We start from the raw sequence: 10,378 nt of genomic DNA, 5'->3' as shown, positions 1-10,378 counted from the left end.
GGCGTGAGAATGTCGCTCATCCCTCCAGCGTAGGCCAGTGACAAATGTCACCCCGGATCGCGCCCGCCTCCGCGCTGAGCGCGGAGGGAAACGAAAAGCCCGGCCTGACAGAGCGTCAGGTCGGGCTGTTTCTCGGTGGGCCCGGCGGGGCTCGAACCCGCGACCCGCGGATTAAAAGTGGCCTCGATGGATTAAGGCCAGACACGAGCCGCTGTGGTGAAATTGGGTAATCTAGCCCCTGAACTGTTCTTTTTGGGGAAAGGGGATGATCTCCGCTCCGGTGTCGTCAGGTCGATTATGGTCCTGTAATGTGGCACTTTGCCCCACGTTTGCCCCACGTTTTCCCTCCTTGAAGGGGTCCCGAATAGCGTCGAGAACAGCCTCGGTTGGCGTATCGGCAAGATGGGCGTACCTTCGCGTGGTCAGCGGAGAAACGTGCCCGAGAAGACGACCCACCTCCTCAAGAGGAACGCCATCTTGAATAAGCCATGACGCGTAGGTGTGGCGTAAGTCGTGGATCCTCGTTGGGGGGATACCTGACTCCTTCAATGCGGGCTCCCAAACCCGCCGACGCCAGTTGTGGTAATCAATAGGCACGCCGGCCTTGGTGATGAAGAGCTGCCCTTCAGCTTTTCGGGCGTGGGGCTTGAGTTCAACAGCCACCCAATCTGGAAGTGGCACGGTTCGCCGACGCTTGCTCTTCGGGTAATCCTTCAAATCCTTGGCCTCATCATCCCAGTTCATTGCGACCCGAATCGTGGCTTTTTTGAATTTGACCCGGTCTCGCTGCAAGCCGATGGCCTCTCCCCAACGGAGTCCAGAACCGATTAGGAGCGACACTAGAGCTCGATCGATACTCCCTTTGCCGAACTGCTCGAGGAGCTTCTTGGCCTCTTTCCTCGTGAGGAACCTCTCCACTGCATTGTCTGGGGAAGGGAGCTTGAGCCGTTGTGCGGGGTTCGCCAGGATTATCTCTGCATCTACCGCGGCCTGCATTGAAGAAGAGAAAAGCGACATGATGCGTTGCACTGTCGAAGGGGCTAGTTGTTTTTCGCGCAGTTCAACTGCCCACTTTCGCACCTCGTGTCTCGTGATATCAGCGAGGGGGACAGTGTCCCACTTGGGGACGAGGTGCTTGTTAAGTCGGGATCCGTCGCGTCGCTTCGTGCTGTCGTCGACGATTCGTCCTGCGAGCCAGGTGGCTTTCCATTCTCCCCACGGCTTCAATGCTGCCCGAGGGTCTCTCCATGTGGGCTTCGCTGCTTCGGCTTCGAGTGTCGCGGCCGCGTTTTTTGCTGGGGTTTTGTGGGTGTAGGTCTGGTCGGTCCGGCGCTTTTCTCCAGTTGGGAGGCGGTAGACGCCTGAGTAACGACCAGAGGGAAGCTTCTCTGTCCATGCCATTAGGCTGCGCTCCTTCCTGTGTTCAGGTATGCCTCGAAGAGTTCACGTGTGACTCCGAGGTCTTGGCAAATTTTGTCCCCGTCCGTATAAAGGCGGGTGAGTTCGGCCCACTCTCGCGGGTTGATGAGCCTGCGCGCGGCGATGCGGTTGGCCCTGGTTTCATGCTTGGCAGAGTGGCCGGCAGGGTCGCCATACTCTGCGTGCACGATTTCGTGAGCAAGTACTGATCGCTCCACGAAGCTGCGCATTTTGGGGCGGATCAGGATCAAGTTCCTGTCCGGGACCCACATCCCCTTCACGGAGCGGAGTGGGTGGTAGATGATCTCTACCCCCAGTTCCTCCCCGTGCCCCCATGGATCGTAAGTGTTTATGGTTCCTCCGGAAGTCCAGGTTCCTCGGTGTCGTCGTATGCGGCGTGAGGCAGATCCGCCTCAGGGTCGAACCCCTCGGGGAGGGTTCCAGTCTCCCCGAAGCGTCCGACAATCACGGAGGCGGAAGTCTCGTCTGGCAGGTCTGTGAGTGCCTCGTTGGCTTCCCCTGTCTCGAGGCGACGCACGATCTCTCGTGCTAGGTCAAGCTCGTCGAACCGGGCGAGAAGCTCCTCGGGGGAGAAGTCGCCTTTGGTTGCTTCCTGATAGGAGAGGAAGCCGGTTTCCACAAGGGCGAGGGTTGGGCTGTCCCCGAAGGCGCGTGCGATTGTGATGACTGCCTCAGCAGTCCCGGTGTCCTTTCCAAACCAGCGAGAGATGGTAGCTGCAGAAATCCCGGTACGTTCTGCTACGTCTTTTTGCTCCATGCCGTCTGTGGTTCGGGTGAGGAAGCGTTGCCAGGGCGTCTTGTTCTCCATGGCTCTAACTTAACACAATGATTGCATGCGTGCAATCAGTTCTCGCGAGTAGAACCGCATGATTCCGGGGTTTTGGTTACACCGTTGTAGTTCTGGCCATGGAATTGACTTGCTATCCCGTGAAAATCACTTAGAGTTGCAGGCATGAACCTCGCACTCGCTCATGAAATTCAGGATGTGGCTTACGTCCTGAACCGCCCAAAGCTCGATGAGCTGCGCCGCGTAAACGGCATTCAGACAGAGGCAGAGCTGGCTCGCGTCATCGGAGTTAGCAAGCCCACTCTTCACCGTGTCACCAAGGGAGAAGTCAAACCGTCCAACGGGTTCATGGCACGAGTCAAGCTCGCTTTCCCTCATGTGCCCATGGAGGCCTTGTTCTCCATCGAACGCAGCGCATAAGAAAAGCCCCTGCTAGAGACAGGGGCCTTAGACAAGAAATGGAAACTCATGTCGATCAACACTCTACACCGACCCTCGAGACTCTCGGTGAAAGAAGCAGCGGTCATCGCTGGGAGGCACCCGGACACTATCCGCGAAGCCTGTCGGCTGGATCTTCTCCACGGCAAGCAACGCGTCAAAGGCGGTACCTGGCAGATCATGCCTGATTGCCTCGAGGCCTGGCAGGACAACGAGCCGTGTGAGCATCGCACCCCGAAGAAGAATGTCACCCCTATCTCCAAGAAGCGGAGCGCATAGCCATGCTGGAACAGTTCATCTACGAGGGCCAGCAGGTCCGCACCGTCACCCTCGATGGGGACGTGTGGTTTGTCGCTCGAGACGTTGCCGTTGTGCTCGGCTATTCCGAGCCGGGGAACGCGATCCGCCAGCACTGCCGTGGGGGTGCGGATCACACCCCCATCGTTGACTCGCTCGGACGAACCCAGCAGGCCCGCGTCATCAATGAGGCCGACGTTCTCCGCCTCATCGTCCGTAGCCAGCTCCCCGCAGCCGAGCAGTTCGAGCGGTGGGTGTTTGAGGAAGTCCTCCCGCAGATCCGCAAGACGGGTTCCTACTCGGCCCCGAAGACGCTCGCCGAACGGAGCCTCGAACTCATCGGTGACCTCAACAGTGAGGTGTTGAAGCTCACCGCGAAGGTTGAGCAGGACGCCCCGAAGGTGGACTACGTGGACACGTATGTCTCTGACAGTGACCTGCGCCTGTTCCGGAACGTTGCGAAGTCGCTCGGGATGACCGAGGGGGAGCTGCGCACCGATCTCGTCGCCCGGAAGTGGGTGTACGTCGAGCACGTCACCCGGTGGTCCGAAACGAAACAGGCGAAGGAACCAATCGCACGGTACTCGGCGTACTCGCACAAGGCAGCGTACTTCGACCCGGTTCCGAACCACACTGCGCCCCGGTTCAAGGGTGAGGTGATGCACACGCTTAAGATCACGCCGGCGGGTGCTGTTGCGATCGCACGGCTGTACGGGAAGCACCTGCAGCTGGTGGAGGTGGGGGCGTAATGGGTGCGAACTCAATCTATATCGAGAAGCCATGGCCGCGGCTGCCAGTTGCTGTGCGAATCAACGGGAATTTGCTGCCAGTAGTTTCCGGTAGCAACGTGGACGTGCGGTTCGCGGACAGTTCGTTGACGACGGTGACGGTGACGCTGTTTGCGCCAACTATCGAGATTGTCGAGGTTGCTTCGGAGGAAGCAGAAGCACTTCGGTATGAAGCTTCTTTGACTTGGGGCGACTCCAAGTGACTGTGAACTCACTGCCGGACGGAAACCCCATATGGACGCGGGGCATGAACCGCTTCTCGGTTCGTGGAGTGAAGGTGGCGCCTTCTATCGGTATGGGGAAGAACGTATCGGCACTGAGTGTGACTTCTGTCGCCGTGTACGGGAGCTTGGTCGCCAGCACGTACGCGTCGTTCTGGAAATGTCTGATCTCCCACAGAGGCTCGACTGCCTTTTTGTTGCGGTCTTCTTTCCACCAGCGCCAGGCGCTGTATCCGCTCGCTGCGATTGAAACGCCCCAAGCGATCCACCCATACCACTCCATGATCTGACTCTAGCTAATTCGTAGGTCAAGCCGTGCTTTCGACCCCGGCCTGGCTACTGCATACCCAAAAACGGGGTGCGGTCCTCTCAACAGGGCCGCATCCACTCACACTCACCGTCCTCGAGGGCCGCGTCACAGCCGCCCCACGACAGGACACCGGGTGACAACTACACAACAGATAACCGGCACAAGAACGGTACATACCGGCCCCGAATGGTGGGGGTCGTGGAGGGGTCTTGTGCGGGGAGCTCGCTGCAGGGATGCGGTGAGTGAGTCGGGGTGCGCGAGTGCCCTGCGGAAGTCCGACCGGTATGTCCCGGCGGCATCGATTTTTGGCCTCACAGCTGTGGGGAACCAGTGCCGCAGGGTGAGCGGCAGCCCCTGAGCGTTTAGGCGTCGACCCGGTTCAAGTCCGGGCAGGGGTACAGCCCTGTGATGGGCACACGTCGCCGGGTGGCGGCGCACGGTCACCCCCGCACGGGGCACGGCTAGACAAGCGCGAAACCCCGGTAGGTCCCGGTGAGCGCACCACCCCACCAAACACTTTTCAGAGGAAGGGAGCCGGTATGAATCCGAGCCCGGAAGAACTGGCAGCCAGCCGGTCGGAACACGAGAGAGAACGTCGCACAGAGGCTTTACGGCAGTCCAGGCTGCATCGTGCGGCTGTGGAACGGCGAAAGAAGCGCAAGCGTGGAGGGCCGAAATGATTCGGCCGCGTGATCTGGTCGAGGCGTCCCATGTGGACGAGTACGAGGAAGCCGCCGCCGATGAGGCTGAGCGTGCAGAACTGCGGAAAACGGAAATCGTGAACGCGATGAGGAGGGGGTAACCATGGGGCCCATGGACTCGTCAGCTCGTGAGGCTGACTACCTGCGTCTCGTGACGCACGATAACGCACCCGGAGTGGGGCACGTCGCCGCACTGTCCGCGGTGCTCACCGAGCTACAGGAGCAGGACGACTCGGAGAACAAGACGGCGTTGCTCGAGGCGATCGATGACGCGTACCGGTCGCAGAGATGGACAGTCCGGTGACGCCGCGGCAGTTCCGGGGCGCGCTCATCGTGATCCTGGCGCTCACTCTCCTGGCCTGTGTCCTCGCGATGCAGGCCTTTCTTGTACCCCTGGCGGTGGCGTATGGATAACGCACTGTCAGAGATCCCGGCGCTGCTCGTGCTGGCTGGTGTGGCCTGGGTGGCGCTGCTCGTCCTGGCCCGGAAGCGGGGATGGCGGCTGTGACTCGGAACCGTGCATCAGCGAAAGCCGCCGGAGCTCGTCAAGAAACCCTCGTCGCGAAACACCTTGCCGAGGTCCTCGAAGACGACCGGGTAGAGCGGCGGACGAAGAACGGTGCGAAAGACCGTGGCGACATCACCGGGGTGCGAACCCTGAAACAGCGTCGCGTCGTGATCGAGGTGAAGGACTACGGCGGCCAAGTGAAGGTCAAACCGTGGCTTGACGAAGCCGAGATCGAACGCGGCAACGACGACGCCCACATCGGTGTCGTCGCTTTCAAACGGCAAGGCATCGGCCCGACCCGTGTAGGCGAAACAGGTGTCCTGATGACGCTCGACACATTCGCGAAGCTCCTCGCTGACTGGGGAGTGGCAGACATCGAAATCAGAGGAGAAGAAGGATGAAGCGGACAGCGTTGAAAGGGCACGGCCTCGTGTCTGAGGGGGTACCTCATGATGCTGACGGGGTGCGCATCCGTGAATACGGCTGGGACTCGAGCGGTTCTGGTCGCGGGAAATGTTCCTGCGGGGAGCTCTCACCTGAACTGCCCTCCGGGAATCAGCGGAAGCAGTGGCACCGTGACCACAAGGCGGCGATCTCGAATGCGTGAGGCTTCGTACGGTATCGGTCAGGCACCGGCGCGTGTGCCTCGTGAGGTGCAGCCGACGCGGTGCGGGAACTGTCAGAACAACTCGGCCACATCAGAGCCGTCGCCTTGGTGCCGCAGCGCGGTGCATGTGCGCCCGTCCCAGACGATCCCTTACATGGAAGAAGGAAACGATGCGTAAGAAAATCACGATCTTTTTCAAGAGCGGCAATCAGCTCAAACTGCGGGCAAAAGAGTTCACCATACGCAAAGACGGCAGCCAGATCACGGAGGTCTCCTGGGAGGGTGCGAAGCCTCGCTTGATGCGCTTGAACATTGACGAGATCGAGGCGGTGGTCTGCAAATGACCGCCCGTGATGGTGTCGTGTACGACCTCCCGGAGGAGGAATACCACGCACCGAAGGATGAGCTGTCGTCCACTGGTGCGAAGCTGCTGCTGGATTCGCCGGCGAAGTTCAAGCATTCATTCCTCGACAGCAATCGGGTCCACAAGAAGGCGTGGGATCTCGGCACGGTCGTTCACGCGAAGGTCCTCGGTGTTGGGTGGGAGGTTCGGGAGCTCGACTTCGAGAACTACCGCACGAAAGCCGCTCAGGAAGCTCGGGATGAGACCCGGGAGGCCGGGCTGGTCCCGATGCTGAAACACGAGCTTGCTGGGGCGTATGCGGTGGCGGAGGCGGTGTTGGCGAATCCGACCGCGAGGAAGCTGCTCGAGTATGAGTCGAGCCCGGAAGTGTCCGTGTTCTCCACCTGCCCGGAGACGGGTGTGCGGTTGCGTGCTCGGTTCGATCGGCTCACCGATGACCGCCCCCTCGCGATCGATCTGAAGACCACGGCGGGGTCTGCGGCAGCGACAGAGTTCGCGCGGACAATCCACAACTTCGGGTACGACGTGCAGGAAGCGCAGTACGGGGACACCCTCCTGTATGCGACCGGGCGTGACGTGGAAATGGTGTTCATCGTGGTTGAAACTGCGGCGCCGTTCCTGGTGAACACGATCATGATCCCGCAGGTGTGGCGGGAGATGGGACGCGCGAAGTCGATGGAAGCGCGCCGCCGGTTCCGGCACGGCATCGACACGGGGGAGTGGCCCGGCTACTCGCCCGAAATCAAGAGACCCGAACCGCCGATGTTCGCGGTCTACGACTACCAAGACAACTACGCCTAGGAGGCACCCATGACTGACGTACCTATCCCTGCTGACCCTTCGAAGAAACCCGATGTGGTTGGTGGCGTTCGGGGGACACGGAAACCGACCGGGCTCCCGTCGTGGCCTGTCCTGCTCCTCGCGGGGCGTGAGAAGACTGGGAAGTCGTACCAGGCGGCTGCTGCGTCCGCGTCTGAGCTCGTGGGGCGCACGTTCTGGGTCGGTTTCGGGGAGAAAGACCCTGACGAGTACGGGGCGATCCCCGGTGCCCGGTTTGAGATCGTGGACCACAACGGGACCCTTGCCGACATGGCGGCCGCGATCCGCTGGGCAGCAGTCCAGCCGGCAGAAGACGGAAAGCCGAACCTTCTCGTGCTCGACTCGGCAACGCTCGTGTGGGACACCCTGAAAGACAAGGCCACGTTCCTCGCGACCAAGCGCGGATCCACCGACCGGAACGGGGAAGTGGTCGTGGGCATGGACTTGTGGAACAAGGTCAACCAGGAATGGGCTGGCGTGCTTACCGCGGTCCGCTCCCACAAGGGTCCGGTGATTCTCACCGCACGCCTCGACACTGTTGCGGTGATCGGGGCGAACGGGAAGCCGACGACCGCGAAGACAGAGAAAGTGAAGGGGCAACGGTCCCTCGCGTACGACGTGGACGCGATCGTGGAAATGCCAGAGCGCGGTATCGCCACTCTCACGGGTGCGCGGTCTGTGATCCACAAGCTCCCCGCGAGAACCGACCTGCCCGAGTTCGACAAGGGCGGTGTGGACTGGCTGTGGCGGAAGCTCGGCCTCGACCGGCACCAGGTCGCACAGCCCACGTACACGGATGCGGTGACGGAAGATGCCAGCCTCTTCGCCTGACCCGGACTGCTGGCGTTGCCAAGGTGAGGGCGGACGCATCATCAGGCAGGGCGACTACAAACCGTGGGAGCCCTGCTTGTGCGTTTTTCTTCAGCCTGATCATCCTCACCAAGTGGCAAAGCGTCTTCTCCGAAGGCGATGGTCTTGAATTAGTGACTTTGGTTAGGAAACGTCTTGCTTTTCCCGTCCCATGCAGCGAATCTGCGTGAAAACTCTTCTACTTGGACTTGTTCGTTTTTCGCAAATTCTGTATCGCTTGCTCCGGATGCCTTGTTCGCCGGATCCCTTAGAGCCTTCAGTTCAGCGCGAACCACCTTTTGCCCATTTTTCGGCAGAAGCGTGGATGCCGACTCGATAGAGACTGCCAACAACCCCAAAGAAGGCTGGGGGAGCTCAACATCCACGGAATACCCGGCCACCGCTGTCAATTGATGCCTTGTGAAAATGAGTTGCACCGAGTTCTTTGCAAACTCGTCCAGTGCGGACAAATGGTTGGCTATGGCTTCCTGGATCAGCATCCTTGCCCGCCGGTGCTTTGCTCGGCGTTCGGAGAGCAGGCTCAAAGCGAATGCAGACGCTGCTCCGAAGAAAGCCGCGAGGGCTGTCGTGGAAAAAAGTTCCAACCAGTTCATGCCATGACCTTACCGAACCCCTACATCCGCCGCCCTCACCTGGGCGGCTTTCCTATTGGAGGAACAATGACCCCAAAAATGATGACCGTGTTCCACGAATGCGTGGTGCAGCTGGTCGAAGACCCCGAATACGGCACCGACTGGGTTACCGACGCTTACGCCGGGGTCCACGGAGAAAGCCTGTCCGCGGAGGACATGGACACTCTGTGCTCAGCGATCGATGCCGAGCTGACCAAGATCGGGGCAGAGCTTCGCGCACGGTATGGAATCGGGGCGAAGTGACCGACCACAAACAAGCTGCGATCACTGACATGGAGCACGCGTTTCAGACCGCAACCCATGAGGACCTACTGACCGGATTGCAAATGGCTGCAGCCCAAGTCCACGCGACTCTGCACCTGGCAGAGCAGCAGCGCATCGCGAACCTGATCGCGCTCGCTACCCCGCAAGAAACGTTTGATGGGGGGACGGTTTGCTTGCCGTCTTGGGTTTATCGAGAAGTCCTGGACTATGACGGGGAACCGATCGTTGGAGCCCACGAGCTGCGTCCCGAGATCCGTGCCGCTCTGGGTCTCGATGGGTAGCAAGATTCCCGCCCGGATCCAGGCCGGGGTCAGGGAACGCTCCCACGGTGTCTGCGAGGGATGCGGGCAGGCACCAGCAACTGAGATGCACCACCGCAAGTACCGGTCACGTGGCGGCCAACACACGCTCGAAAACCTCATCCACCTGTGCGGGTGGGGGAACCACACAGGATGCCACGGCATCGCTCACAGTCTCCAAGGCCACACGTTGGGGTGGTCGGTGAACTCGTGGGCAGACGAAACGACAGTGCCGGTGAGACGGCTCGGAGAGGAAGTGCCCGATGGGTAAGTGGACAGTCAGAAAGGACGGCAACTGGTGGGTAGCCACCCCGCCAGGGCACGGAGAGACCGTTGACGAGTGCATCGAGCGGGCCGATATTTCCGGAGGTTCTTGCCCGTGCAACGGCTGGCCTCTGTGGCAGTTCACTGATGCAGTCAGGCACGCCGATCGGGAAGCGCGCAGAGAGGCAAATCGTGGTTGAAGACGTCCAGTTCTGGTGGGACGTGGAGCAGGTCATGAAGGACGGTCCTGCTGAGAACTTAGCGATGTCGGATTTCGCGGCCGGTGAAGGTGACTTCGATATTGCTGCCCTGTACCGTGCCGCGTTTTGTGAGCACCTGATCGTGAGAAAGGAGGATTCGTAGTGCCCTGGTTCAAGATTGATGACGGTTTCCACGGGCACCCGAAGGTGTTGTCGTTGACGCCGGCTGATGTGGGTGTGTGGACGCTTGCGGGGACGTGGTGCGCGAACTATCTGACGGATGGTGTGATCTCGGTTCCGGCGGTGCTCAGGCTGGGTGGTACGCAGGAGAACTGTGACGCGCTTGTGGCGGCTGGTTTGTGGCTTGTGAACCCGGAGGGGTACGAGTTCAAGGACTGGGAGGATTACCAGCCGATGAAGGCGGATGTTGAGGCTGAGCGTGAGGCGTCGCGTGAGCGGATGCGGAAGGTTCGTGCGAAACGTAAGGGAACAACCCCCGAACGTTCGCCCGAACAACCTGCGAACGTTCGGCCGAACTTCGGTGATGGTTCGGAAGAAGTTCGCCTTAC

18 protein-coding genes are annotated in these 10,378 nt (G+C 60.5%); 13 read left to right on the top strand and 5 right to left on the bottom strand.

Translation table 11 applies throughout. From position 1 onward, the window contains the following. Positions 1-231 precede the first annotated feature (231 nt). From OOT08_RS05255 to OOT08_RS05250, 3 genes are read right to left on the bottom strand one after another with little or no spacing between them, the layout of a single operon-like run. Positions 232-1,401 (bottom strand): tyrosine-type recombinase/integrase, encoded by a 1,170-nt coding sequence (locus OOT08_RS05255; protein WP_325091520.1) that lies wholly within the window; start codon positions 1,399-1,401, stop codon positions 232-234. Continuing rightward, entirely contained in the window at positions 1,401-1,736 is a 336-nt protein-coding gene (locus OOT08_RS19105; protein ID WP_442916198.1) for an ImmA/IrrE family metallo-endopeptidase, read from the bottom strand. The genes OOT08_RS05255 and OOT08_RS19105 overlap by 1 nt, the downstream gene beginning before the upstream one ends. A 32-nt stretch (positions 1,737-1,768) precedes the next feature. After that, positions 1,769-2,248, bottom strand: coding sequence for a helix-turn-helix domain-containing protein (locus tag OOT08_RS05250; protein WP_325091519.1), 480 nt, complete (start codon positions 2,246-2,248; stop codon positions 1,769-1,771). A 144-nt stretch (positions 2,249-2,392) separates the two neighbouring features. Between OOT08_RS05250 and OOT08_RS05245 the strand changes: the two genes are divergently transcribed. From OOT08_RS05245 to OOT08_RS05235, 3 genes are read left to right on the top strand one after another with little or no spacing between them, the layout of a single operon-like run. Further along, the gene (locus OOT08_RS05245) at positions 2,393-2,647 is read left to right on the top strand and encodes a helix-turn-helix transcriptional regulator (protein ID WP_325091518.1); all 255 of its coding nucleotides are present in this window, start codon (positions 2,393-2,395) and stop codon (positions 2,645-2,647) included. Between the two features lie 48 nt (positions 2,648-2,695). Beyond that, positions 2,696-2,944, top strand: coding sequence for a hypothetical protein (locus OOT08_RS05240; RefSeq protein WP_325091517.1), 249 nt, complete (start codon positions 2,696-2,698; stop codon positions 2,942-2,944). A 2-nt stretch (positions 2,945-2,946) separates the two neighbouring features. Beyond that, positions 2,947-3,711, top strand: a complete 765-nt coding sequence (locus OOT08_RS05235) for a BRO family protein (protein WP_325091516.1) — start codon at positions 2,947-2,949, stop codon at positions 3,709-3,711. A 159-nt stretch (positions 3,712-3,870) separates the two neighbouring features. Here the strand turns inward: OOT08_RS05235 and OOT08_RS05230 are convergent, their stop codons facing one another. Continuing rightward, positions 3,871-4,254, bottom strand: a complete 384-nt coding sequence (locus OOT08_RS05230) for a hypothetical protein (protein ID WP_325091515.1) — start codon at positions 4,252-4,254, stop codon at positions 3,871-3,873. 840 nt (positions 4,255-5,094) lie between these two features. Between OOT08_RS05230 and OOT08_RS05225 the strand changes: the two genes are divergently transcribed. The 5 genes from OOT08_RS05225 to OOT08_RS05205 all read left to right on the top strand — a co-directional run bounded on the left by OOT08_RS05225 (position 5,095) and on the right by OOT08_RS05205 (position 8,111). Beyond that, on the top strand, positions 5,095-5,286 hold the full coding sequence (locus tag OOT08_RS05225; protein WP_325091514.1) for a hypothetical protein: 192 nt from the start codon (positions 5,095-5,097) through the stop codon (positions 5,284-5,286). Between the two features lie 200 nt (positions 5,287-5,486). Further along, the gene (locus OOT08_RS05220) at positions 5,487-5,891 is read left to right on the top strand and encodes a hypothetical protein (protein WP_325091513.1); all 405 of its coding nucleotides are present in this window, start codon (positions 5,487-5,489) and stop codon (positions 5,889-5,891) included. 376 nt (positions 5,892-6,267) lie between these two features. Further along, positions 6,268-6,441, top strand: a complete 174-nt coding sequence (locus OOT08_RS05215; protein WP_325091512.1) for a hypothetical protein — start codon at positions 6,268-6,270, stop codon at positions 6,439-6,441. Next, a complete protein-coding gene (locus OOT08_RS05210; RefSeq protein WP_325091511.1) occupies positions 6,438-7,262 on the top strand; it encodes a PD-(D/E)XK nuclease-like domain-containing protein in 825 nt (274 codons plus the stop codon). The genes OOT08_RS05215 and OOT08_RS05210 overlap by 4 nt, the downstream gene beginning before the upstream one ends. Before the next feature lie 9 nt (positions 7,263-7,271). After that, the gene (locus OOT08_RS05205) at positions 7,272-8,111 is read left to right on the top strand and encodes an AAA family ATPase (RefSeq protein WP_325091510.1); all 840 of its coding nucleotides are present in this window, start codon (positions 7,272-7,274) and stop codon (positions 8,109-8,111) included. A gap of 149 nt (positions 8,112-8,260) precedes the next feature. Here OOT08_RS05205 and OOT08_RS05200 read toward each other — a convergent pair whose 3' ends face one another. Beyond that, positions 8,261-8,743, bottom strand: coding sequence for a hypothetical protein (locus tag OOT08_RS05200; protein WP_325091509.1), 483 nt, complete (start codon positions 8,741-8,743; stop codon positions 8,261-8,263). Between the two features lie 66 nt (positions 8,744-8,809). Here OOT08_RS05200 and OOT08_RS05195 point away from each other — a divergent pair, with 66 nt between their 5' ends. The 5 genes from OOT08_RS05195 to OOT08_RS05180 all read left to right on the top strand — a co-directional run. Further along, entirely contained in the window at positions 8,810-9,025 is a 216-nt protein-coding gene (locus OOT08_RS05195; protein ID WP_325091508.1) for a hypothetical protein, read from the top strand. Then, positions 9,022-9,327: a hypothetical protein gene (locus OOT08_RS05190; RefSeq protein WP_325091507.1), complete on the top strand. Its 306-nt coding sequence runs from the start codon at positions 9,022-9,024 to the stop codon at positions 9,325-9,327. Before OOT08_RS05195 ends, OOT08_RS05190 begins: the two co-directional genes overlap by 4 nt. Next, on the top strand, positions 9,254-9,616 hold the full coding sequence (locus OOT08_RS19100; RefSeq protein WP_442916185.1) for an HNH endonuclease: 363 nt from the start codon (positions 9,254-9,256) through the stop codon (positions 9,614-9,616). The genes OOT08_RS05190 and OOT08_RS19100 overlap by 74 nt, the downstream gene beginning before the upstream one ends. 185 nt (positions 9,617-9,801) lie before the next feature. After that, the gene (locus OOT08_RS05185) at positions 9,802-9,972 is read left to right on the top strand and encodes a hypothetical protein (protein ID WP_325091506.1); all 171 of its coding nucleotides are present in this window, start codon (positions 9,802-9,804) and stop codon (positions 9,970-9,972) included. Then, the coding region (locus tag OOT08_RS05180; protein WP_325091505.1) for a hypothetical protein at positions 9,972-10,378 on the top strand (407 nt) is incomplete at its 3' end. The genes OOT08_RS05185 and OOT08_RS05180, both read left to right, overlap by 1 nt.

Origin of the sequence: Leucobacter sp. M11 (assembly GCF_035726885.1) — a bacterium.
Taxonomy (GTDB): domain Bacteria; phylum Actinomycetota; class Actinomycetes; order Actinomycetales; family Microbacteriaceae; genus JAPFRB01.
The sequence above is the reverse complement of the archived record's forward strand: the minus strand, read 5'-3'. Positions and strand labels throughout refer to the sequence as shown.

Coding starts and splice junctions, on each gene's coding strand:
- OOT08_RS05255 (WP_325091520.1), bottom strand. CDS start 1,401: ATGGCATGGACAGAGAAGCTTCCCTCTGGTCGTTACTCAGGCGTCTAC.
- OOT08_RS05195 (WP_325091508.1), top strand. CDS start 8,810: ATGACCCCAAAAATGATGACCGTGTTCCACGAATGCGTGGTGCAGCTG.
- OOT08_RS05250 (WP_325091519.1), bottom strand. CDS start 2,248: ATGGAGAACAAGACGCCCTGGCAACGCTTCCTCACCCGAACCACAGAC.
- OOT08_RS05240 (WP_325091517.1), top strand. CDS start 2,696: ATGTCGATCAACACTCTACACCGACCCTCGAGACTCTCGGTGAAAGAA.
- OOT08_RS19100 (WP_442916185.1), top strand. CDS start 9,254: ATGACGGGGAACCGATCGTTGGAGCCCACGAGCTGCGTCCCGAGATCC.
- OOT08_RS05235 (WP_325091516.1), top strand. CDS start 2,947: ATGCTGGAACAGTTCATCTACGAGGGCCAGCAGGTCCGCACCGTCACC.
- OOT08_RS05225 (WP_325091514.1), top strand. CDS start 5,095: ATGGACTCGTCAGCTCGTGAGGCTGACTACCTGCGTCTCGTGACGCAC.
- OOT08_RS05205 (WP_325091510.1), top strand. CDS start 7,272: ATGACTGACGTACCTATCCCTGCTGACCCTTCGAAGAAACCCGATGTG.
- OOT08_RS05245 (WP_325091518.1), top strand. CDS start 2,393: ATGAACCTCGCACTCGCTCATGAAATTCAGGATGTGGCTTACGTCCTG.
- OOT08_RS05230 (WP_325091515.1), bottom strand. CDS start 4,254: ATGGAGTGGTATGGGTGGATCGCTTGGGGCGTTTCAATCGCAGCGAGC.
- OOT08_RS05200 (WP_325091509.1), bottom strand. CDS start 8,743: ATGAACTGGTTGGAACTTTTTTCCACGACAGCCCTCGCGGCTTTCTTC.
- OOT08_RS05210 (WP_325091511.1), top strand. CDS start 6,438: ATGACCGCCCGTGATGGTGTCGTGTACGACCTCCCGGAGGAGGAATAC.
- OOT08_RS05215 (WP_325091512.1), top strand. CDS start 6,268: ATGCGTAAGAAAATCACGATCTTTTTCAAGAGCGGCAATCAGCTCAAA.